Origin of the sequence: Pseudoalteromonas sp. SK18 (assembly GCF_001974855.1) — a bacterium.
Classification (GTDB): Bacteria; Pseudomonadota; Gammaproteobacteria; order Enterobacterales; family Alteromonadaceae; genus Pseudoalteromonas.
This window is the reverse complement of record NZ_MTQB01000032.1, coordinates 1-23,584: the sequence shown is the minus strand read 5'-3', so window position 1 is coordinate 23,584 and position 23,584 is coordinate 1. Positions and strand designations below refer to the sequence as shown.

General features: G+C 40.0%; 23 protein-coding genes and 1 pseudogene. 9 read left to right on the top strand and 15 right to left on the bottom strand.

Features of this window, described 5'->3' with window-relative positions:
• Position 1: 1 nt before the first annotated feature.
• Positions 2–1,153 carry a dicarboxylate/amino acid:cation symporter gene (locus BW139_RS16905; RefSeq protein WP_008113092.1) on the bottom strand — a complete coding sequence of 384 codons (1,152 nt, stop codon included), beginning with the start codon at positions 1,151–1,153 and terminating at the stop codon, positions 2–4.
• A gap of 376 nt (positions 1,154–1,529) precedes the next feature.
• Here BW139_RS16905 and cysK point away from each other — a divergent pair, with 376 nt between their 5' ends.
• The gene (cysK, locus tag BW139_RS16900; protein WP_076920447.1) at positions 1,530–2,498 is read left to right on the top strand and encodes a cysteine synthase A; all 969 of its coding nucleotides are present in this window, start codon (positions 1,530–1,532) and stop codon (positions 2,496–2,498) included.
• Between the two features lie 145 nt (positions 2,499–2,643).
• Positions 2,644–3,093, top strand: coding sequence for a hypothetical protein (locus BW139_RS16895; protein WP_076920446.1), 450 nt, complete (start codon positions 2,644–2,646; stop codon positions 3,091–3,093).
• Between the two features lie 98 nt (positions 3,094–3,191).
• Here BW139_RS16895 and BW139_RS16890 read toward each other — a convergent pair whose 3' ends face one another.
• The 9 genes and pseudogenes from BW139_RS16890 to BW139_RS16850 all read right to left on the bottom strand — a co-directional run bounded on the left by BW139_RS16890 (position 3,192) and on the right by BW139_RS16850 (position 11,993).
• Positions 3,192–5,468, bottom strand: a complete 2,277-nt coding sequence (locus tag BW139_RS16890) for an acyl-CoA dehydrogenase (RefSeq protein WP_076920445.1) — start codon at positions 5,466–5,468, stop codon at positions 3,192–3,194.
• 223 nt (positions 5,469–5,691) lie between these two features.
• Positions 5,692–6,480, bottom strand: coding sequence for a putative porin (locus tag BW139_RS16885; RefSeq protein WP_076920444.1), 789 nt, complete (start codon positions 6,478–6,480; stop codon positions 5,692–5,694).
• A 208-nt stretch (positions 6,481–6,688) separates the two neighbouring features.
• Positions 6,689–6,922 (bottom strand): annotated as a pseudogene (locus BW139_RS16880) (PH domain-containing protein); the annotation flags it as partial.
• A 254-nt stretch (positions 6,923–7,176) separates the two neighbouring features.
• Positions 7,177–7,329, bottom strand: a complete 153-nt coding sequence (locus BW139_RS16875) for a PH domain-containing protein (protein WP_407070245.1) — start codon at positions 7,327–7,329, stop codon at positions 7,177–7,179.
• A complete protein-coding gene (locus BW139_RS16870) occupies positions 7,329–8,237 on the bottom strand; it encodes an ABC transporter ATP-binding protein (RefSeq protein ID WP_076920443.1) in 909 nt (302 codons plus the stop codon). Before BW139_RS16870 ends, BW139_RS16875 begins: the two co-directional genes overlap by 1 nt.
• The gene (locus tag BW139_RS16865; protein ID WP_010391471.1) at positions 8,234–9,061 is read right to left on the bottom strand and encodes an ABC transporter permease subunit; all 828 of its coding nucleotides are present in this window, start codon (positions 9,059–9,061) and stop codon (positions 8,234–8,236) included. Before BW139_RS16865 ends, BW139_RS16870 begins: the two co-directional genes overlap by 4 nt.
• 143 nt (positions 9,062–9,204) lie before the next feature.
• Positions 9,205–10,383 carry a cystathionine beta-lyase gene (locus BW139_RS16860; protein ID WP_076920442.1) on the bottom strand — a complete coding sequence of 393 codons (1,179 nt, stop codon included), beginning with the start codon at positions 10,381–10,383 and terminating at the stop codon, positions 9,205–9,207.
• Between the two features lie 3 nt (positions 10,384–10,386).
• On the bottom strand, positions 10,387–11,313 hold the full coding sequence (nudC, locus tag BW139_RS16855; RefSeq protein ID WP_076920441.1) for an NAD(+) diphosphatase: 927 nt from the start codon (positions 11,311–11,313) through the stop codon (positions 10,387–10,389).
• Between the two features lie 185 nt (positions 11,314–11,498).
• Positions 11,499–11,993, bottom strand: coding sequence for an NYN domain-containing protein (locus BW139_RS16850; protein ID WP_033103902.1), 495 nt, complete (start codon positions 11,991–11,993; stop codon positions 11,499–11,501).
• Between the two features lie 139 nt (positions 11,994–12,132).
• Between BW139_RS16850 and BW139_RS16845 the strand changes: the two genes are divergently transcribed.
• The gene (locus tag BW139_RS16845; protein WP_076920440.1) at positions 12,133–12,756 is read left to right on the top strand and encodes a hypothetical protein; all 624 of its coding nucleotides are present in this window, start codon (positions 12,133–12,135) and stop codon (positions 12,754–12,756) included.
• Positions 12,756–13,499 (top strand): DUF3307 domain-containing protein, encoded by a 744-nt coding sequence (locus tag BW139_RS16840; protein WP_076920439.1) that lies wholly within the window; start codon positions 12,756–12,758, stop codon positions 13,497–13,499. Before BW139_RS16845 ends, BW139_RS16840 begins: the two co-directional genes overlap by 1 nt.
• 79 nt (positions 13,500–13,578) lie before the next feature.
• On the opposite strand, the gene BW139_RS16835 is transcribed toward BW139_RS16840, so the two are convergent.
• Both BW139_RS16835 and BW139_RS16830 read right to left on the bottom strand, forming a co-directional pair.
• Positions 13,579–14,976, bottom strand: a complete 1,398-nt coding sequence (locus tag BW139_RS16835) for a DEAD/DEAH box helicase (protein WP_076920438.1) — start codon at positions 14,974–14,976, stop codon at positions 13,579–13,581.
• A gap of 171 nt (positions 14,977–15,147) precedes the next feature.
• Complete coding sequence (locus BW139_RS16830) at positions 15,148–15,987, bottom strand: isopenicillin N synthase family oxygenase (RefSeq protein WP_008111615.1); 840 nt, start codon at positions 15,985–15,987, stop codon at positions 15,148–15,150.
• 310 nt (positions 15,988–16,297) lie between these two features.
• Between BW139_RS16830 and BW139_RS16825 the strand changes: the two genes are divergently transcribed.
• Entirely contained in the window at positions 16,298–17,500 is a 1,203-nt protein-coding gene (locus tag BW139_RS16825; RefSeq protein WP_076920437.1) for a bifunctional alpha/beta hydrolase/OsmC family protein, read from the top strand.
• Positions 17,501–17,571: 71 nt separating this feature from the next.
• Here the strand turns inward: BW139_RS16825 and BW139_RS16820 are convergent, their stop codons facing one another.
• The gene (locus BW139_RS16820; RefSeq protein ID WP_076920436.1) at positions 17,572–18,318 is read right to left on the bottom strand and encodes an alpha/beta hydrolase; all 747 of its coding nucleotides are present in this window, start codon (positions 18,316–18,318) and stop codon (positions 17,572–17,574) included.
• Between the two features lie 129 nt (positions 18,319–18,447).
• On the opposite strand from BW139_RS16820, the gene BW139_RS16815 reads away from it, so the two are divergent.
• Positions 18,448–18,771, top strand: coding sequence for a hypothetical protein (locus BW139_RS16815; protein ID WP_008111621.1), 324 nt, complete (start codon positions 18,448–18,450; stop codon positions 18,769–18,771).
• Positions 18,772–18,810: 39 nt separating this feature from the next.
• Here the strand turns inward: BW139_RS16815 and BW139_RS16810 are convergent, their stop codons facing one another.
• Together BW139_RS16810 and aspS are read right to left on the bottom strand one after the other, a co-directional pair.
• Complete coding sequence (locus BW139_RS16810; protein WP_013464573.1) at positions 18,811–19,410, bottom strand: pentapeptide repeat-containing protein; 600 nt, start codon at positions 19,408–19,410, stop codon at positions 18,811–18,813.
• An 89-nt stretch (positions 19,411–19,499) separates the two neighbouring features.
• On the bottom strand, positions 19,500–21,278 hold the full coding sequence (gene aspS / locus BW139_RS16805) for an aspartate--tRNA ligase (protein ID WP_013464572.1): 1,779 nt from the start codon (positions 21,276–21,278) through the stop codon (positions 19,500–19,502).
• Positions 21,279–21,515: 237 nt separating this feature from the next.
• Here aspS and BW139_RS16800 point away from each other — a divergent pair, with 237 nt between their 5' ends.
• The 3 genes from BW139_RS16800 to BW139_RS16790 all read left to right on the top strand — a co-directional run bounded on the left by BW139_RS16800 (position 21,516) and on the right by BW139_RS16790 (position 23,490).
• The gene (locus BW139_RS16800; RefSeq protein ID WP_076920435.1) at positions 21,516–22,364 is read left to right on the top strand and encodes a DUF72 domain-containing protein; all 849 of its coding nucleotides are present in this window, start codon (positions 21,516–21,518) and stop codon (positions 22,362–22,364) included.
• A 27-nt stretch (positions 22,365–22,391) separates the two neighbouring features.
• Positions 22,392–22,889: a M48 family metallopeptidase gene (locus BW139_RS16795; protein ID WP_076920434.1), complete on the top strand. Its 498-nt coding sequence runs from the start codon at positions 22,392–22,394 to the stop codon at positions 22,887–22,889.
• A 64-nt stretch (positions 22,890–22,953) separates the two neighbouring features.
• Complete coding sequence (locus tag BW139_RS16790) at positions 22,954–23,490, top strand: hypothetical protein (RefSeq protein WP_076920433.1); 537 nt, start codon at positions 22,954–22,956, stop codon at positions 23,488–23,490.
• Positions 23,491–23,584 lie beyond the last annotated feature (94 nt).

The following is a 23,584-nucleotide window of genomic DNA, read 5'->3' as shown; positions in this document are numbered from 1 at the left end:
TTTAAGCTGACGCTTTTTCACTAAAACGGTCAACCCATAAAGCAATAATACCATCACCCGTTACATTACACGCAGTACCGAAGCTATCTTGCGCTAAGTAAAGTGCAATCATTAGTGCCACTGCACCTTCGTTGAAACCTAGCATGCTCGTTAGTAAACCTAATGCCGACATTACCGCACCACCTGGTGCACCTGGCGCTGCAATCATCACTACACCTAACATCATAATGAATGGCAGCATAGCCATTAGTGAAGGTATTTCCATGCTAGGCGATAAATACATCACAGCCATGGCACAGGTTACAATGGTAATTGTTGATCCAGATAAATGAATAGTGGCGCATAATGGCACGGTAAAGTTAGCTACATCTTCTTTTACGTTATTGGCTTTACTTGATTGCAAAGAAACTGGAATGGTTGCCGCGCTCGACATGGTTCCTAGTGCAGTAAAGTACGCAGGTAACATATTTTTAATTAGCTCAATAGGATTACGTTTAAGTAACAGGCCCGATACAATATAAAGCACACTCAACCATAGCCAATGCATAACTAACGCAGCAATTAACACTACACCAAATGCTTGTAATGTGTCGACAACGGTACCTGCGACAGTCATTTCAGCAAATACACCCGCAATGTAAAACGGCAATGCCGGAATAATTACTTTTGATAGTAAACCATCAATAATGTCGCGCCCCTGATCCGACACAGTTTTTAATGTGTCTAATCCAAGCTGACTCATACCAATACCAAAGACAAAAGCTGTGACTAAAGCTGTCATAACACCCATTAACGGTGGAATTTCTAAGTCAATAAAGCTACCTACCTCAGTGACTGCTTCGGCTTCAAATGAAATACCACCGCTTAAGAACGGAATAACCGCTGTCACTAATAAAAACGCTAAAGTACCGGCTATAATTGTTGAGCCATACGCAAAACCGACCGTTTTCCCCAATAGATGGCCTGATCCTTTAGGTAGCCCAGCAATACCTGAGGCAATAAAAAACAAAATAATCAGTGGAATTGTAAAACTAATAAGCTGGCCAATAAGCTCTTTTACTGTATATAAAAGCTCAACGCCAGTTAAGGGAATATAGAGCCCGACTAAAATACCGGCCACAATACCGGCAATTAATTTTAAGATTAACTTCATGGTGATTACTTTATTGAATTTAGATAGTGTGTTTTTATCATGTTTTGAATAGTTTGTGTCATAAAACTGTTCAACCACAGTTCATTTGCACAATTAACCAACAAAATATAAGTGAGTACCGTTGATTTGTTTAAATAACGACTACATAAACAAGAAATAACGTATAAAGTTAAAGGTGAACAAATGGCATATGTTCGCCTTTTTAATAACTAAAAAATTAACAGGTTGGATTTTTAGTTCAATCCGTTATAAGCGTAATTAATATATGTTATAGCCAAAGCTTACTTTAACTTTTTTTATCTCACAGTAAAGTAGGCTTATAAAGTTAACAGGATAGCTGTTAACGTGTTGATCAGATTGTACCTAAAGGAACATTATGTCTACTATTTTTGAAGATAACTCACTAAGCATCGGTAACACACCGTTGGTAAAACTTAACCGTGTTACAGGTGGGAATGTATACGCTAAAGTTGAATCACGTAACCCTAGCTTTAGTATTAAATGCCGTATTGGTGCATCAATGATTTGGGAAGCTGAAAAATCAGGTCAACTTACCAAAGAAAAAGAGCTAATAGAGCCGACATCAGGTAACACTGGTATTGCTTTAGCATTTGTTGCGGCCTCTCGCGGCTACAAACTAACGCTGACTATGCCAAACACCATGAGCTTAGAACGTCGTAAACTATTAAAGGCACTCGGTGCTAACCTAGTGCTCACAGATGGCGCTAAAGGCATGAACGGCGCTATTGCTAAAGCCAAAGAAATTCAAGCAGCAGATCCAGATAAGTTTATTTTGCTACAACAGTTCGAGAACCCAGCAAACCCTAAAATTCACTTTGAAACAACGGGCCCAGAAATTTTTAATGCACTTGATGGCAAAATCGATTTCTTTGTTGCAGGTGTTGGTACTGGCGGCACTATTACAGGTGTTAGTCGTTATCTTAAAAAAGAGAAAGGCCTTAATGTAAAATCAATAGCTGTAGAGCCAAGCCACTCGCCAGTAATTAGCCAAACACTTGCCGGTGAAGAGGTAAAACCAGGGCCACATAAAATACAGGGGATTGGTGCAGGCTTTATTCCAGGGAACTTAGACCTATCAATAATTGATGGTGTAGAGCAAGTGTCTAATGAAGAATGTATCGCAATGTGTCACGAGCTAATGAAAAAAGAAGGGATTTTAGTCGGTATTTCATCGGGTGCAGCCGTGGTTGCAGCAAAACGTATTGCTGAACGTCCTGAAAACGCAGATAAAAATATTGTGGTTATTTTACCAAGTGCAACAGAGCGTTATTTATCAAGCCCAATGTTTGATGAAGAGTTTTCCGAGCAAGAGCTTGTTCAATAATCAGACTACATTATTAAAAAAGGATGTTTTTAAACATCCTTTTTTATTACTTTCCCTATAAGTTAACACCTATTTAGTACTATCCTCTTTACATCCGCAGCATTCCATCACACACTTTATGTATGAGTAATCAACCTGACCAAATATGAAAACAATTTTAACCACTTTTGTGCTCATCTTTAGTATTTTGATCGTTGGCTGTAATGAAAATACTAAACCTAAAGACCAGTACATAGATAATGATCGCCCAGGCGATACCGCCACGGTGTATTTTGATGCGCTTTATAATCAGCATAACTTGCAAAAAGCCAGCAATTTCGCGACCCCTACATTATCCCGCATAATGAAATCGTACGGTACAGCAAAACAGTTTGCCCGCAGTCTTATTAATTTACAGTACGATGAAGTGGTAATTGAAATTGATATGTCAAATTCAAGTCTGCGCGAACAATACGGCAATAAGGCAAGAATAAACATTGTATTTACTGGTTATTTTAACGGTAAAAAAATTGACGATTTTCGCACTATCGAAATGCTAAAAATAAAAGGCAAATGGTACGTAGATAAAATCGTCGCTGATCCTTACGGGCGCTGATCAGCGTTCAATCTAAAAAATAAATAAACACAAAAAAGCCTTAAGTTATAAACTTAAGGCTTTTTTACTTTTATCTTCTTTATTGCTTTGGCATCAGGTTAGATATCTTCAGATTTAAAGTTATCTACCGCAATAGCCTGCATTCGCAATCTGTTAGCATGATGCATAGCCTCAGCATCATACTTAGTGAGTAATTCATGCTCAAGAGCGTAATCAATAGCTTTTCCAATATCAAAAGTAGCAGGTACCTTACCTTTTCGTTGCCACTGTTTTAACTGTTTAAATTGATTTTGCATGTCGTGCATCGCTAAAAAAGCATTTTCCATCACCCCAGTGCCGGCGTTCTCATCGATGTAACACAAATGAGTAAGCCTATTTCTAAACACACCAGGTTGCGTCATGTGTTCACAAATACTTTGTGAAGTGGTATCACTTGGTTTGTGATAATGATTGCCTAACGGAAACACAATGCGTTTAAGGGCAAAGTTAACCACCGGGTTAGAGAAATTTTTAAAGAAGCCGTCAAATGCTTGACCTATTTCATATAATGACGTCTCTATTGCATACTTAACAAAAGGTAAATCAGCTTGTTGACGCCCTTCATCTTCAAAACGTTTTAACACGGTAGAAGCAATATACAAATGACTTAATACATCGCCTAAACGTGCCGATATCATTTCTTTGCGTTTAAGTTCACCACCTAACATCAACATTGCAACATCTGTTGTAAACGCAAGTCCTCGGCTCATTCTCCCTAATTGTTTATAGTAGGCCGCGGTTTCTCCGCACACAGGCGCTTTGGCAAAGTGGCTGCGAGTTAAACCATGCACTAAAGCCATGCTAGCATTGCTAATAGCAAACACTATGTGGTTCATCAATAGACCATCAAATTGCTCTAATGCCGCGTCATCATCTTCCATTGAAGCCGCTTCCATTTCTTTTAATACAAACGGATGACAACGAGTAGCGCCTTGGCCAAATATCATTAAATTACGAGTTAAAATATTAGCGCCCTCAACCGTAATCGAAACCGGAATACCCATATAGCCATGTGCTAAATAGTTATTAGGCCCAACCTGAATCCCTTTACCTGCATGAATGTCCATCGCATCATTCATTACTGTTCGACCCATTTCGGTCATATGGTATTTTGCAATAGCTGTTACTACTGATGGACTTAGTTTTAAATCAATAGCACCAGCTGTCATTAATCTGCACGATTCCAGCGCATAAGTTAGGCCACCAATACGTGCTAACCCTTCTTGAACCCCTTCAAATTGACCAATTGACACACCAAACTGTTGTCGAACAACAGAATAAGCCGAAGTCATTTTAGCCGCTAAATGCCCTGTTGCAGTGCTTAATGCCGGTAACGAAATACCACGCCCTGCACTTAAACACTCAACCAACATGCGCCAACCGCGCCCAGCCCCTTGCTGACCACCTATAATCCAATCAAGCGGAATAAATACATCTTCACCATACGTTGTGCCATTCATAAACGCCATATTTAGGGGGTAATGCCGCTCGCCGGTTTTAACTCCTGGGTGATCGGTTGGAATGAGTGCACACGTAATGCCAAGCTCTTTTTTATCGCCTAACAAGCCTTCTGGGTCATACATTTTAAATGCAAGCCCTAACACAGTCGCAACTGGCGCAAGTGTGATATAGCGTTTTGACCAATTTAAACGCAGCCCCAACACTTCCTTACCGTCATGCTCGCCTTTGCACACCACACCAGAATCAGGAATACTGCCAGCATCTGAGCCAGCCTCAGGGCCCGTTAATGCAAAACAAGGCACATCGTCGCCTTTTGCAAGGCTAGGTAGCCAGCGCTCTTGTTGCTCAGTTGTTCCGTAGTGCAGTAATAACTCACCAGGACCTAAGCTATTGGGTACCATGACCGTCACGGCGGCTGTTAAGCTTTTAGTCGCTATTTTTGACACTATGGTGGAATTAGCAATAGCAGAGAATTCAAGACCCCCAAATTTTTCTGGGATGATCATTGCAAAAAACCCTTCGGTTTTTAAAAAGTCCCAAACCTCTTTGGGTAAGTCTTTATCTTTCTGTACTATTTTATAGTCATCAAGCATAGCTAATAACGCTTCAACCTGATTTTCAATAAATGCAGTTTCTTTTTCACTTAACTGCGGACGCGGATAGTTGTGTAATTTTTGCCAATCAGGATCACCACTAAATAGCTCGCCATCCCACCAAACATCGCCCGCTTCCATGGCTTCTCGCTCTGTTTGCGATAATGGCGGTAATACTTTTTTAAACATTTTAAAAGTAGGTCGGGTAATTAAATTAAGGCGGATATCTTTAATCGCAAATACCACGATCACCACAACCAGTAATATAATAAATACTGACATAAGCACATTCCTTTACAGTTATAAAAACATTGATTTAATTATGACCGATCTTAATTTAAATACAATGGGGTGTCAGAGGGGGCCACGAAATGCTGAGCCGATTCCGTTAAAATTAAAATATAGCTATAAGTAGAGTTACATGTTTATTACACACAGCAAAAAGCCCACAAATGTGGGCTTTTTACTACTTAACTGGTTTTAGTTTATGCGATTAAACGCTCAATTAAAACTGAAAACGCATGTTAGCAAAGTAAGCATCGTAATCTGAGTCATCTGCGTTGTTGCCGTAACCCACTTTTAAACCAATGTTTTTATTGATGAAGTGTTGAGCACCAAAGCTGTAGTTGTCTTCTTTATCGTAAGATGCAAATACAGAAGTCGCTTTAGAGAAGTAGTAGTTTGTTTCTACGTTCCATTGGTCATCTGCTTCGTCAAGGCTTACAAATGTACCTTCTACTGTTAAGTAGTTACCTTGTTGTAAATCAACAAAGTATTTAGCAGCTACTGAACGAGAATCAAAATCATCGTCTGATTCAACAGTGATACCTACGTAATCTGTATCATTTAGCATGTGGTTGTATGCTAAAGAAAAGAATGTAACGTTATCACCATCTTTTTGATCAACAAATCTTACTTTTGCAAGTAAATCTGGGTTAAAGAAATAACCAGCAGAAAGTGTATATAACTCGTTGTTAGAGTTGTAATCAGCATTTTGGTAAGACGCACCAACCACAAAATCTTCAACGAAGTATTCACCACCAATAGCAGTCACATCGCCAAAATCGTCATCAGCGTAGCTACCAAATACGTTGCTTTGCTTGTTGATGTATTCGAATTGGTCGTATGGACCTAGTGTGCTTTTAGGAGAGAAGTAGTAAGTTGAGTCCACGCTGATCGTATCGTTGTTATCAATCTCTGCGTAGCTTAAGTTACTGATTGATTGATAGCTATCTGCAGCGTGTGCAGCACTTGATAATAAAAGACCTGAAATAATAATTGCTAACTTTTTCATAATGAAACATCCCTATGTACATTGTTTTTGTACTTTAACTACATTGCTAAAGTGGGGGTATGCTAACGCCGCGAAACTGAACAAAAACTGAATCAAGCAATTGTATTTGTTAGGGAATTTGTAAGAAAGTGTTGGAGTAATTTATGTTAAAGTAATCGCAACAAGCTGTAAACAATTACTTTAATTTTACACCGATTTTTGTTTGTTTCTATAATGAATACTGGCTGATTATCCTATAAACATCATTTATGTTATCACCTGCTTTAAAGTCCTTGCTGATAGGGTTTGGATCAGATCCAACCCAAATTTTCAGTTCTGCATCTAAATCAAAGTGCCCCGCACTCTCTTTACTGAATTTAGTTATCTTAGAGTAAGCAATACTGATCATTTCCATTTTAGAACCAGTCACACCTTGTTTATCTAATAAAATTAGTCGCTTATTAGGGTCTGTTGACCTTTCAAGATTAAATTTGCAGCAGTCTGTTTGGTGTTTAGGCAAGGCAGAGCCTATGTGGTGTGGTTATTCCACATAAATAGGCGATAACGCAGCATCAATGCCAAACAGGCGCTGCCCGAAGGGTTCTGCCTAGGGGCGATTTACTCTTTGTTGCTCGGTTTTTACTTAGCCCACTAGGTTACAAACCTCGCGCCGCGATTAAACCGCCCCTAGTTTGAACAAATTGTAATCCGCAAAGGTTAACAGACCCTATTAAAGATAAACATATCACGAACTACTTTATACGCCTTTTCAACTCGCTCACCTTCAATAAGCGTATTAGCCAATACTTTTTCTAAATCGGCGTCATCCACTTCACTGGCGTTACCCATTAAACCACTAAATAATCCCATTACAGTTTCTCCTGTTTAAATATTTGATTTTCTAGAGTATGACCATTTACTAACTGCCTATACTGCCAATTATGTTGGTGGCAAAATTGCAATAGCGCGATGTCAAGTGAATCGCTAGTTGGTTGATACTCAATCACATACTCTTTATGTTGGCTCATATAAACACGGCTCACACACTCAATTGCTTGTAGTTGTTGCTCCACATTTTGATATGCTTCACTTAGCATTAAGGTATAAAAGTGCTTATCAGTATTCGCCGCTTTAGTTTGATGCTCGCTTAATATGCCTTTATCTAAATGTAGTACTTGGGAGCAAAGTCGTTCTAGTTCAGTTAAATCATGAGAGCTTAAAATAAACGTCGCTTGAGACGACAGCTCAGACACCAGCTCTCTGACCTCTCTGGCATGAATCGGATCAAGCCCTGCGGTGGCTTCATCTAACATTACAATTTGCGGTGAACCAATTAATGCTTGTGCTATGGTTACACGCTTGCGCATACCGTGAGATAAGTCCCCTGCGCGGTTTTTTGCAACCTCGCTAAGACCCACTAAATCTAATACTCGAAGTGCCTCTATTTGGCTTTGCTTGGTGCTCATACCTTGGAGCTTGGCATAAAAGCTGAGTTGTTTATCTATATTAAAACGCGGATCTAGCTGTGCATCTTGTGGTAACGCACTCACTTTATTAAATAAAGCTGCGCTACCTGGTTTATGGCCGAGTATTTCAAGCTCACCCATGCTAGGTGCGATATAGCCACACAACAAACTAAATAAAGTGGTTTTCCCTGCGCCATTAGGGCCAACTAATGCAACTGGCGCGCCTTTTTGAATCTCAAAATTCACATTATCAAGAGCCAGTTTTGAGCCGTATGATTTACTTAAATTACGCCCTGTTATTAATGATTTCATAATGAGCTCCTTGCAAAAATACGTTGAGCAACTGCAAGTAACACCGCTGTTTGCACTAAAGGAATAGCCAAAGCGCTCAATAACGGTAAGTTTTGTCCAGCTAATAACTCTATTTGCACACCAGGGAATAAATAATCAAGCACACTTAATGCGGGTATTTGCCACTCCAGTAATCCAACAATAATGCCGCCGGCTGTAAAATATAAAATGGCTAACACAATAGATAAGCGAGATGAGCTCGCAAAAGTATTAATTAAGCTCATTAAGGCTACAAACGGCGTAAAAGTAACAATAAGTATTAAAAATATTGAAACAGCACGACCAAGGCCACCAGCAAGTAAGCTCGGCTCGCGAAACCCGAGCACCGCCAATGTCGCTATAAGCGTGATGCCAACTAAACAGGTTAGTACCGCTAACTGCCCTAAAAATCGACCAAAGAGTATTTCAAAGCGAGTTGAGCGTAATGATAAAAACCTTAGCGTACCGCGCTCTCTGTCACCGACGGTTTGATCACTACAAATAAATAAGCTAAAAACAGGAAAACTATACAAAGCAATAAGCCAATACATAGCAAATTCGGCTTCAGGCCAATCAAGTAACTTACTTAATCCAATAGAGCCGGAAATATCACGGGCTATTTGTTCAAAGTCTGGCGAGCTGATTATACCTACAGCTTGGCCTATGGGGTAACGTAAAATAACAAGCCACACTAGCGCAAAAGCCGCCAGTGCAATAAGCCCTCGTTTAGTTAAAAACATACGTACCAGCTCAAAACCCGCGATTTGGGTTAAGCGCCCTACGTTAACTGGTGATGGTGTTGCCATTGACTATCCTTAATGACGTTGTTCATACTTTAAAATAAGCGTTATTTAACAACACTAAGTGTAAACACGTTGAATTGCTAGCAAAAAAAAGCCTACTCAGAGGTAGGCTTTGTAACAAATAATGTAATTTAAACAATTAGTAATTATAAATGTTGCTCATAAATAGCTAATGCTTGCTGTAAGTCGGCAATTAAATCTTCAACATCTTCCAAACCAATGTGCAAACGAATAACAGGTCCATGCTCCCATCCTGTTTGCGAGCGCAGCCCTTTCATTGATAGGTTTGCCGTTACTAAGCTCTCGAAGCCCCCCCACGAAAAGCCCATTTTGAAATGTTGTAAGCTATCTAAAAAAGCATCTATGGCGTGTTGATTACCCGCTTTCATTACAAACGAAAATAAACCATTACTGCCGTCAAAATCGCGTTTGAAAAATTCATGGCCTGGGCATGTTGTAAACGCAGGATGACGAATATGATCAACCAACGCATGTTGCTCAAGCCATTTTGCTACTTCTAGCGCGGCTTTTTCATGCTGATTTAATCGCACTGCCATGGTACGCAAGCCTCGTAGTGCTAAATACGCATCATCTGCACTGGTGCATTGCCCGAGTAAATAAGAGTGTTCACGAAGTGTTGGCCAATACTTTTTATTAGCTACAGCAACCCCCATCATCACATCAGAGTGGCCAACAATATATTTGGTGGCGGCTTGAATACTAATATCAACACCATGTTCAAGCGGACGATAATGCAAGCCATTGCCATAGGTGTTATCAAGCACTGTCATTACATTATGATTGTTTGCCACTTTTACCATGGCGGGAACGTCTTGAACTTCCATAGTAATTGAACCCGGAGACTCTAAAAACAACATTTTGGTATTGTCTTGAATGTACTCTTTTATGTCTGCGCCAATCATTGGCGGATAATAGGTCGTACTAATACCCAACCCAGCTAATATCTTGTCGCAAAAATCACGGGTTGGCTCGTAAACAGTGTCCACTATTAAAATATGATCACCGGACTTTAAAAACGATAACAGAGTTTGGCTTATCGCTGCCGCGCCACATGGGTATAACACACAGCCCTCACCGCCTTCGAGTTCGGTAATTGCCTCTTGCAGAGCAAAATGAGTGGTCGTCCCTCTGCGGCCATAAAACAAGGTTTTGTCGCCACGTGTTTTAGCCGCTTCTTTAAGCTCACTCACAGAATCAAACACAATCGTTGAAGCGCGCTGTATCACTGGATTAACTACGCCATGGGTGTACGCTTTTTTGCGCCCAGATGACACTAATTGGGTATTTTTATTTTTGCTCGACATGATTCATCCTTCTATCTGAGTACGCCAATATTCAATTAAATAACGCGAAATCGAATCAGCTCTAGGTAGCTTTAAATGCTCCCCCTCGTGTTGCCAATCTTTAAATTGCGCAAGTTCTTGGCGAGAAAACCATCGTGCATCTTCAAGTTCATCTTGCTCTGTGCTTATTTCATCACTGCTTGCTGTGGCAATAAAACCAAGCATGATTGATGAAGGAAACGGCCAAGGTTGAGAAGCAATATACTCTGCTTTCTCCACGGTAATACCCGCTTCCTCTTTTACTTCTCGGATCACGGTTTGTTCAAGGGTTTCACCTGGGTCGACAAACCCGGCAAGTGAGGAATACAGACCTTTAGGCCAAGTTGCTTGGCGACCCAATAAGCAGCGTTCAATCCCATCAGAAAATGTTTTAGTTACTACCATAATAACGGCTGGATCGGTACGCGGAAAAGTTTGGTGCATACAGGCTGCGTTGTCGCATAAACGTGAATGCCCCCCTTCAACTAAGTGATTTTTGGTACCACAGCGACCACAAAAACTATGAGTGGCATGCCAGTAACACAACCCACGAGCAAGCGCTGCATTTGAGCCATCTTCAAGTGCTACTTGAGTACCATATTGACGAATATCTGCAAACTTGGCATCACCAACAATCGTTGCTAATAACGACTCTTCGAGTGCAGTTACGTCTAGCGCAAATACGGCATTATCCTGTTTATTTGATCCTAAAAGAATAGCCTGCGTTAAATCTAAATGCGCCACTTGTTGGTAAGCTAAATACACCACCTCAGGGCTACTGTTAGCAAATAAGGTGTGATTGCCTTTAACTAAAAGCCATAAACTGTCTGCTGTTTTTTTTGCGTCTACCCAAGTAGGGTCTTTGCGCGCATTTGAGCCTCTGTCTAATGGCATATTACTGTAGTTAAGCATGTAATTCCTTGATACTAATTGAATCTTAAAATTACCATACTCATCCACTAAACCCAATTTATTATCGCCATAAAAAAAGCCTAAATTAGGCTTAATTAATCTATGCACCCGTTGTATTAAATACTCTCATGATCAACGCAAACATTCTGCTCAAAAATAAATCAAAAATACAATACTTATACTTTTTAAAGTAGTAACTGATTGTCAATTAAATGAAATTGCTCAGCACTTTGCTTAAGTACCTCTGCGGTTAATTTATCAGCACCGTATACATCACACGGAACATTGTATTGATTTTTTAAGTGCCCAAGTAATAACGCAAAGTCACCGTCACCCGAGAGTAAAATAACCTTATCAAGCTGCTTTCCCTGCTCTAGCATATCTATGGTTATACCTACATCCCAATCGCCTTTGGCACTGCCGTCACGGCGTTGAATAAAGGGTTTTAGTTTTACTTCAAAGCCAATAGCGCGCAAAATATTTTGAAACTGATTTTGCTTTTCATCACCTCGGTATATTGCATAAGCAAACGCACATTCAATATCGTATTGTTGCTCTATCATTCGCCAAAAGGCATTGTAATCAAAGTTTTTACCGTAGCTTTCGCGACAGGTGTAATAAATATTTTGTACATCGACAAAAATACCTACACGAGGTTTACTGCTTTGTTGTGAGGTCATTATTATGTCCTAATGAGTAATACTTGCAATTGCGTGTTAAGTAACCTAAATTAGTTACCAAACCCAATGTAACCAAATACGGTTACATTTAACAATGTAACCAAATTTAGTTACATATAAATAATCTATCTGGATTTTTATGATTGGTGTGATCAGCGGCGATATTATTAAATCGCAAAAAATACCTAAACAACAATACGATGCCATGCTTTACCAGCTAGAGCAAAGTTTACGTGCAAATTGCAATAAAACAACATCTTGGGATATTTACCGTGGGGATGCATTTCAACTGCAACTCGATAAAAGTGAACAGTTAGTTACCACCGCTATTCTTATCTATTTACAGTTAAAATCTGCCGGCTATGAATTGCGCCAAAGTATGGCATTGGGCCACATAGATAACCCGGGTACGAGTACAAAAACCGCTACAGGCTCAGCGTTTACTCTCTCTGGGCAGGGATTAGATAAAATGACAAACCAGCGTTTTACATTTGCTATTGCAGATCAATCGGTTGATGAGAGCTTCAAGCTAAACTTAGCGTTTGTCGATGTATTACTGTGTAAAATAACCCAAAAACAAGCAAATGCTTTGTATGTGTATTTAACCCATACTAATAACAACCATGCAGCCTTAGCTAAAGAGCTCAACACCAGCCGCGAAAACGTTACTAAGCTACTTAATCTTGCTAACTACCAGCTGGTAGAACGGTTTATTTTATATGCGCAACAAAGGCTTAAAGCTATACAGCAAGGACATGACTAATGGAATTTTCACTATTGCTCGTCGCACTGATTATTGGCCATCTACTCGCTGATTTTTATTGGCAACCCATGAGTTGGGTAAACGACAGAAACAGCCGTCATTTTAAAGCAAAAAAACTTTATTACCATGTATTGGTTCACGGAGTTACCAGTGCAATAGTTGTTGCACTTTGGGAATATAGCTTTGGCTGGCAACAACTGAGTAGTGTATTACTGGCCACCGCTATTATTATGATCAGTCACTACTTTATTGATATTGCTAAATCGTATTCAAATAAAGGCGTAGTGCCTTTTTTATTAGACCAAATTGCACATATCATTGTCATTATTGCGATAAGTATTTGGCTCACTGACGATCAGCAATTTACTGACAATGTAATGGCGTTATTGCACAACGAAAAAGTACTGTGGGTTATAGCTGGTTACCTTATTATTTTAAGCCCCAGTGCGGTATTTATAAGAATGATGTTAGAGCGTTTGACTAATCACTTCTCTAGTGATGGTAGCCTCCCTTTAGCAGGGCAAAGTATTGGTATGCTTGAAAGAGTACTTATGCTGACATTTATTTTATTAGATCAGTTTGCAGGGCTTGGGTTTTTAATTGCCGCCAAATCGGTGTTTAGATTTGGCGACTTAAGTGCCAGCAAAGATAAACAACTCACTGAATATGTGATGCTAGGAACGTTACTGAGCGTCAGTGTTACTTTATTTGTAGGATTAGCAGTTAATTATTTAATCGGTTAGTAAAGCTTTAAAATAGGCATTAAAAAACGCGCTACCAGTAAAAGTAAGCGCGTTTTTTATTAAAGCGAACTAAACCTAATTAGTCGTTATTTGCTGGACGACGACGGCGTTGACCATTCCCCCCAACCGATTGACGCTTTGCCCATGGGTTTTGTGCATTATCATCGGTTTTAGCTGCTGGCTTTTTAGAGCCACCACGACGTGGGCCTGTACCATTGCCACCATTGTTAGGCTTTTTGCTGTTAGGTTTGCTGCTATCTGATTTAGGCTTATTAAATGGTTGTTTTTTCTTTGGCTTTTTAGCCGGTAACGGGCGTGCATCGAGTGCGCGCTCTGCAACAGGGTTAGCCGGTTCAAAACCTTCTTCTTCAGCACGTGGAATTAGCTCGCCAATAAAGCGCTCAATGCCGTATAAATCTACTGCATCGTCAACCGTTACAAATGAAATAGCATGCCCTGATGCTCCCGCACGACCAGTTCGGCCAATACGGTGAACATAATCTTCATATACATTAGGTAAGTCGTAGTTTACAACATGCGGTAATTCAACAATGTCTAGACCACGAGCAACAATGTCGGTTGCCACTAATACGCGCACTTCACCACTTTTAAAGCCTTCCAATGCTTTAACACGCGCGCCCTGAGATTTATTACCATGGATTGCCGCGCCAACAATATCATCGCGTTCCAGTTGCTTAACTAAACGGTTAGCACCGTGTTTAGTACGGCTAAATACCAGTACTTGTTGCCAATCGTTGCTACGAATTAAATGGCTTAATAAGGCTGTTTTACTCGCTTTATCTACTGCGTACACGCATTGAGTCACGCTTTTAGCAGTGGTGTTTTTGGCAGCGACTGAAATTTCAACGGGGTCGTTAATTAACCCTTTTGCCAACGCGCGAATATCATCCGAAAACGTTGCTGAGAACATTAAGTTTTGACGCTTTTCAGGCATTTTTGCAATTAAGCGTTTAATGTCATGGATAAAGCCCATGTCTAACATACGGTCGGCTTCATCTAAAACCAGTACTTCAACGCTATCAAATTTAACCGCGTTTTGATTGTGTAAATCAATTAAACGCCCTGGTGTCGCCACTAAAATATCAACCCCTTTGCGCAGGCGCTGCATTTGTGGGTTAATTTTAACACCACCGTAAACAACAAACGAACTCACGTTTGAATGCTTAGCATATTCTTCAACGTTTTCGCTTACTTGCAAGGCAAGCTCTCGGGTTGGCGTTAAAATAAGCGCACGAACATGATTACTTTTTGCTTTAGTGCCCGACGATAAACGCTCAATAAGCGGCAAAGTAAAACCAGCGGTTTTACCGGTACCGGTTTGCGCTGCGGCCATTACATCGCGACGTGCAATAATTGCTGGAATAGCTTGAGCCTGAATAGGCGTTGGCGTTTCATAGCCCTTTTCTAAAACCGCATTAACTAAAGACTGTGATAAACCTAAACCATCAAAACTCATATAAACTCTCTATTTCAAATTAGGCCAAAGTGGCCAGTTGCGCGCATTATACCTTTAGTAGCTCAGAATGCATGCCATTATTTACTTTGTGCCAAATCAATAAACACAAATACTAAAAAAGCGGCTAAACAGCCGCTTTTTATTTACCTGAGCATTACAAATGCTAAAAGATTATTTTACACCTAACTCACGTAAACGCTCTTGTAAGTAGCTATCTGCTGTGTAGCGATCAGATAACACCACATCTGGACGAGGGTGTAAAAACAATGGTAATGAAATACGTGATTTGGTTGTTGCTTTACCCGATGGATTAATTACACGGTGAATCGTTGATGGGAAGTAGCCACCCGATGCTTCTTGTAACATGTCACCAATATTAATAATTAAACTACCAAAATCACATGGCACGTCTAACCAACCGCCATCGGTTTTTTGTACTTGTAAGCCTGGCTCATTTGACGCCGGTAATACGGTTAATAAGTTAATATCACCGTGCGCAGCAGCACGAATAGCACCAGGCTCTTCATCACCTGTCATTGGCGGGTAATGTAAAATACGTAACAACGTTTGCTCAGACTGGGCAATCATATCTTTTAAATCGATAGAGAACTTAGCACGGACTTCTTCAGGCGCTTCAGCCTGAACCCAGCTTAATAATGTTGCCGCAAATTCATTAGCTAAACGGTAGTACTCACGTACATCTGCTTCTAATTGTGCAGGAACACGGCCTTTAGGGTAAACATGAAAGTACTCTTTAATGTCTTTTACCGTATGGCCTTTAGCTACTTCTGATACCGACGGTGGAAAATAACCATCTTGCGTTTCTTTTGAAAATAAAAACTCATGCTTTTGCTCTGAGTTAAAAAAGTCTTGCCAATTTTTATAAATAGACTCAACTAAAGATTGCGGAATAGGATGGTTTTTTAATACGCCAAAACCAGTATTTCTCAACGATTCAACAAATTGCGCAGCCGCATCGTCCGCTTTATAATCAACTGTAGGTAATTGCATGGTACATTCCAGTAAGTAGGTTGTTAGAAGCCATTTACTAATTCGCTTAAGCCACAGGTCTACACGAAATTAGTATTACATTCAAATATAGCTTAACTACTTAATTCAAGTAATAAAGGCTGCATTTTTATGCTGTGCGAGGATAGACAAACCCCCTTGAAATTATAAGGACATATGTCCGCACTCAATAAGCAAGCCTTCTCTGCCTTGATCAAGATCAAAATAACGCTTGTATTGAATTTTCACCCCATCGTACCAATCTCTTCTTTATCAGCATCACACACTATATCAACTTGTTAAGGCTCTCTACATGCGACAAAAAGTTTCTTTTAAAAGCGGTGAATTAGAACTCGCTGGACAACTTGAACAGCCCTCTGGTGAAGTGAAATTTTATGCCTTATTTGCTCACTGTTTTACCTGCTCTAAAGATGTAGCGGCTGCAACACGAATAAGTCGCGCGCTCACTCAGCAAGGCATTGCTGTATTACGCTTTGATTTTACTGGGCTTGGTAATAGCGATGGTGACTTTGCCAACAGTAACTTTTCATCAAACATTCAAGACTTAGTGGCTGCAGCCAATCACTTAAGAACACACTTTAAAGCACCTCAGTTATTGATAGGCCACAGTTTAGGTGGTGCTGCGGTGCTTGCAGCAGCAGAGCACATACCTGAAGTATCGGCCATTACGACTATAGGCGCGCCATCGGATGCTCAGCACGTTACCCATAATTTTGCTGCTCATTTAGATGAAATAAACCAATTGGGTGAAGCAAAAGTGTGTTTAGCCGGGCGAGAGTTTACGATTAAAAAACAATTTATAGATGACATCGCTAAATACGATAACAGCCATATAAGTAAGCTTAAGCGTGCTTTGTTAGTTATGCACTCTCCTATTGATGCCACCGTGAATATTAGTGAAGCCGAAAAAATTTACGCCGCTGCCAAGCATCCAAAAAGCTTTATAAGTTTAGATAATGCCGATCACTTACTCAGCAATAAAGAAGACGCTAACTACGCAGCCGATGTCATTGCTACGTGGGCTAATCGCTATGTTGAATACGATAAAACACCCTATAGTGCAAAATTAACTAACGGCAGTGTATTAGTTGAAGAAAAAGATCATAAATTCACTCAGCACGTGAGTACTAAAAACCATACATGGCTTGCTGATGAGCCTACCGATGTCGGCGGTAAAAACTTAGGCCCAGACCCTTATGATCATTTACTCGCTGGGCTTGGAGCTTGTACTGCAATGACACTTCGCATGTATGCAAGTCGCAAAAAGTTGCCGCTAGAGCACATAAAAGTAGAGCTCAACCATACCCGCAATTACAACCAAGATTGTGATGGTTGTGAAAAAACCGGCAATCTAGAGGCCATCACCCGAAAAATCACCCTGATAGGCGATTTAACTGATGAACAACGCATGCGCTTGCTTGAAATAGCAGACAAATGCCCTGTGCATAAAACGCTACATAACAGCCCCTTGGTAGTTAGTGAACTGGTAGAGTAACTTAAAACTAAAATAGCGCAGTAAGCCCTGCGCTATATTTAGGGTTTTAATTTAAAAACTGACTGTATCGTTTAATTTTCTAAAAACGCCGCTACCTCTTTACTCATTCTATCCACCAGCCATTTAGGCCCGCCATCGTGCATATCGTCGTGACGTGATTTTTCTATCAACGTTTGCGTAACAGGATAAACGGTTAACTCTTGGTCGGTTAAAAGCACGTTTGCATCGGCTGGATAATCACTACCTCGAAGTGTGAGCACGCGTGTGTTTTTATTGCGTGGCAATAACATGCGGCGGTGATCGAGCGTAATTAATTGGCTTACTTCACTTGGATAAATAGCTGCATACAAGGCTGAAATATCTCCACCATTTGAGTGGCCAAATAAAGTGAGTTTTGTAAAATCATACTCAGGGTATTTAACACTTAGCTCATTAACTAAAAATTTGAGGGTTACAACACCCCGGTGCCAATTTTCCATACGGGTAGTTAAGTATGGCTGCGCATGATTAAGTGCAGGGTCGGTTTTAAGCTCATGTGCTACCGCAATGCTTAAATAGCCTTGCGCATTAAATAACTTACTCGCAAAGGTGTATTCATTGTGGCTAATGCCATACCCTGCATTTACAAATACCACTGGGCATTTTACTTGCGCGCTGCACTTAAGGTGGTTAGCTGGTAGGGTAATATTTACAGGTATAGAGCGATTACGACTATCATCAATGATTGCATCGTTTTGGGCACAACTTGATGATGAAAATAGCATAGTGCTTAAAGTCAGTGCACTTAACATTAAATGCTTTTTTATAATTTTTAACATGCATTCCCTTGTATTATTTATACATTTTTAACTAACATTAATTTTTATTATAAAGGTTAGCGCGCGCCTTTGCTAATTTGTGCGATAATAGCGATTATTGTTTTACTATTATCGCAAAAGAATCCATTCATGAAATCATACAGCAGCATTGAACAACGCATCGACATTCTCCAAAGCAGAATTGAAGCCTACCAAGAAGAAATTAAAGTGTTACAAGCCGAGCCGAAAAGTAACAACGAACGGATTATTTTTAAGTTCATTGAAACCGGCAGTACAGGTAAAACCAAAGACTTTGTAAGAGAGCTGGGAATTAAATCACCGCGTGATAGCTTATATTCATCTGGTGATGTAACTAAACTGATTAAAGATGGCGCTGATGATATTTCGCCAGAGCTATTGAGCATAGCCCGTGCACTTGCTAGCGCGCGCAACAAAAATGGCCCTGCTTGCTAATAGCAAATATAATAACGGATTAGCCGTAAGCTCTTGCGGCTAATCAACCAGCTCGATATCAAGTCCTGTTAATAGATTTAACGCTTCAAGCCGTTCAAACTTTGCATTACTCACATCATTGCTTGTTATATCAATATTAAATTGCGTTGCGCCAACAAAATTTGCTTTTCTCACATTAGTTTGATGAAACAGGCTGTCTCTAAAGTCAGTATCCGAGAAGTTGCTTTGAGCTAAGTTAGCGTGTCTAAAATCGACATCTTTGGCAAAACAGTTCGTCATTGTTAAGGCTTTTAACTGTAATTCAAAAAACGAACTATGGCTCAGCTCACACTGTTTAAAACTCACCGGTGACGTTAGCGCTAATTGCGGCCAATTTACTTGCCCCCACACTATGCTATTGAGCTTACAATTTGCAAAGCTCACCTCTTCTAAGGAGCTGTAATTCCAATTAAGTTCAGTCAAATTACAGTTAATAAATTCACACTCTATAAACCGACAGGCACTAAACTGGCTGTGACTAAAATCGCAATCAATAAACTGACATTGTTCAAACTCAATATCGCTAAAGCGCTTTGCATTTGCTGTAAAGTTTGAAAATGACTGATCGAAATAATGACTATCTTTAAATAACTCGCTCATAAAAATAAAGCACCTAAATTGGGTTATGCCGAACAAAAAACCCCTTAGGTATTTAGCCTAAGGGGTTTTGATCTAACTAAAAGCTAGCTTTATTCTGCGCTTGGTAATTCTTTCTCAACTACACTAATTGCAAGCTCTGTCAGCGAATCGCTGTTAGCTTTGCTTGGTGCATCGGTTAATAAACACGATGCTTGTGTGGTTTTAGGGAAAGCAATAACGTCACGAATGTTATCAGTACCACATAACAACATAACTAAACGGTCTAAACCGAACGCTAAACCTGCATGCGGCGGTGTGCCGTATTTAAGTGCATCAAGTAAGAAACCAAATTTATCTTGCTGCTCTTGCGCTTCAATACCTAAAATTCTAAATGCCGCTTCTTGCATATCTGCATTGTGAATACGTACCGAGCCACCGCCCACTTCGTAGCCGTTTAATACCATATCGTAAGCATCTGAAATAGCCGCTGCTGGGTTTGCTTCAAGCTCACTGGCACTAATATCTTTTGGTGCAGTAAATGGATGGTGTACAGCGTGTAATGTGCCTTCGTCATCTTCTTCAAACATTGGGAAGTCAACAACCCAAAGTGGTGCCCAGCTATCTAAATTAGTGATTTCTAAATCAATACCAATTTTTAAACGAAGTGCGCCCATGGCTTCATTTACGGTGTTGCGTTTATCCGCACCAAATAAAATGATATCACCTGTTTGTGCATTAGTACGTTCAAGTAACTGCGTGATCACATCTTCATTTAAGAATTTAGCGATTGGCGATTGCACGCCCTCAACGCCTGCATCGCGGTCATTTACTTTCATCCATGCTAAACCTTTAGCACCGTAAATACCGATAAACTTAGTGTAATCATCTAGTTGCTTACGAGAAAGTGATGCACCACCTGGAACAGTTAGTACTGCAACACGGCCTTTTTCATCGTTTGCTGGGCCTGAGAATACTTTAAATTCTACGTCTTTTACTAAATCGGCTACATCAATAAGCTTCATCGGATTACGTAAGTCTGGCTTATCAGAACCATATAGGCTCATTGCCTCAGAGTAAGGCATAATTGGGAAATCACCTAAATCAACATTTAGTAATGACTGCCACATTTCACGGATCATTTTCTCTGTCATGCCACGTACTTGATCAGAGCTCATGAACGAGGTTTCTAAATCTATTTGAGTAAATTCAGGTTGACGGTCAGCACGTAAGTCTTCATCACGGAAACATTTAACAATTTGGTAGTAACGATCAAAACCCGACATCATCAACAATTGCTTAAACAACTGTGGTGACTGTGGTAATGCGTAAAAGCTACCTTTATGAACACGACTCGGTACTAAGTAATCGCGAGCACCTTCAGGCGTTGCTTTAGTTAGCACTGGCGTTTCGATATCTAAAAAGCCATTTTCATCTAAAAAGCGACGTACAAAGCTGCTTGCTTTAGCACGTAATTTAATGCGGTCGCTCATTTCTAAACGACGTAAATCTAAGTAACGGTATTTTAAACGACGCTCCTCTGAGTTCACTTGGTTAAAATCAAGTGGCATAGGCTCAGAGCGGTTAATAATAGTTAAACCTGTGCCTAAAATTTCTACTTCGCCGGTTGCCATGTCTTTATTTACTTGGCTATCTGGGCGAGCGCGTACAATCCCTTTTAACTGAACACAAAATTCTTGACGAAGTTTGTTAGCTGTTTCCATTAGTCCTTCAACTTCCGGATCGAATACAACTTGTACTAAACCTTCTCTATCACGTAAATCGACAAAGATAAGTCCGCCAAGGTCACGTCGTTTGTTGATCCAGCCACATAGTTCAACTTCCTGATCTACGTGAGTTTTATTTAGCTGTCCGCAGTATATAGAGCGCATAGTTTTCCTGTCAGATAAAAGGCATATAGCGGTTAAACACTGTTGTTTTAAAAGTTTTTATAAACACCAAAATGAAAATAAAACCGCTAGCAATTCAAAATAATCAAATTAAGCCCTGCATTATACCCAAGTCGGTTGAAGATGCTAGGGCGTGTTTACCTTTCGAGGTTGAATTTACAGCGCACTGTTTTGTTATTTGTTACACTACAGGCACTTTATAACAAGGCTTTTGTTTGTATGCTATATATTGGATGCCCGCAGTGGTCGAGCAGCGCATGGAAAGGAAATTTATTTTCACGCCAGTGTAAAAATGCCGATATGCTTAGCGAATATGCGCAGCATTTTAATTCGGTAGAAGGTAATACTAGCTTTTACGCCGATCCCTCGCCTGACACTGTATTACGCTGGGCTGCGAGTGTACCTGATGAGTTTAAATTTACCTTTAAATTTCATCGGCGCTTTAGTCACGAACTCCAACTTACTAACGTGCAACATGAGCTAACTAATTGGCTTAATTTATTCGCCCCGCTATTTGAAAAAACAGGGCAAATAATGCTGCAATTACCTAAAGCGTTCGCGCCACAACATTTAGCTAAGCTTGCCGCTTTTATAGATTTACTTCCTAAAGAGCTAAACTATGGGGTTGAGGTACGCCACCCTGATTTTTTCAAAAAAGGTGAGGCCGAAATCGCACTTAATCAGCTTTTAATGGCACACAATATAAATCGCATTGCTATGGATACTCGGGCACTCTTTGCGGTAAAGCCAACCACCGAAGCGCTAATAGACGCCCAACAAAAAAAGCCCCACTTACCAGTGCACGCTATTGCTACGGGCTCGCAGCCTATGGCGCGCTTCGTTATTGCTGATTTAGAAAACGATTATAAGACCTTTTATCAGCCTTGGCTTAGCAAAGTAACCCAGTGGCTCGATGAGGGCAAAAGCCCCTATGTGTTTTTTCATACCGCTGATAACCGCGAAGCGCCGCTGCTGGCTCGCCAGTTTTGCCAAGATTTGGGGTATAATCACAACGTACTCAATCCATTTAGTGGCGAAAAAGAAGCCCACCAGCAAGTACTTTTTTAAAAATAAATTCAAAATACAGAGACAATAATGAGTGAATACGCACGTTACTTTACCGGCTACCCTGCCAATATCGTTGAGCAAGTATTAGGACTAATAAAAGCAGGAAAGGTAAGTGAGTATTTACTTAAAAAGTACCCACAGGCGCATCGTATCACCAGTGATAAGTTACTGTATAGCTACGCCACTGAGCTTAAAAAGCAATATTTAAAAAACGCCCCGCCATTTGGCCGCGCTGCGTTTAAAAAACAAGGTGATATGGTTACCAATGCGCTCGGTACCCACACGTACCGTATGCAAGGTAAAACCCGCAAGCACGATTTAGCAATAAACAGCGATTTACTGCGCGGCCCCGAGCCATTATTAAAAGCATTAGTGGTGCACGAACTCGCGCATTTTAAGGAAAAAGACCATAACAAAGGCTTTTATAAATTATGCTGCCATATGGAGCCGCAGTACCATCAGCTAGAGCTGGATTTACGGATTTTTTGTGTAGCTATTGCGATGGGTGAGAATCCGTATATTTAGTGCTATATAGATTTTATCTTTTTTCAAAAAAGTACCGTTTAATTAAAAATAAAGTGAGATCAATATGCTTCAATTATTGCAAGAATCAGCTGAAAAATACCCATTAATTATTCAGCCATTATCTAGCTTTTTAGCAATATTCTTTGCTTTCTTAATCGCATTCTATGTTCAGTATAGAATGGATAAAAGGCAGCGTAATAATCATGAGTACGAAAGAGGTGAAAAACTTAGAGCCGTTGAAAGAGAAAAAATTGAGGTTATTTTTAAATCTGTCGAAACTTATATAAATGATTCTCGTAGCTTAATGTCACTTTTAAATTCAAATGTCGATATTAAACACTCTAATGAAAAGACAGATAATGATATAAAAACTATTCTTATCAGAAACGCGATAAGTCTAAACAGTAGTAATAATAACGTTTCAGAGGCAGCAATTATTTCAAAATTAAATTTTAATGAGTTAGCTCAAGTTTCTGACAACTTTATTGAAGCTGACTCTAAATTTTATACCTTTCTTGAAAATCTTGTTCAATTCCAAAAGCAGGAGTGGAAAGCTGAGCTTAGGAAGTGTAGTGGCATAGTTAATTTGGCCACCCATTAAGAAAGAAATGTTATGCTAATAAGCATACAAATTTGGGTGAAAAAATGACGAAATTAAAACGCGCAACGTATTCTGCGGCAATCAAATTAGAAAC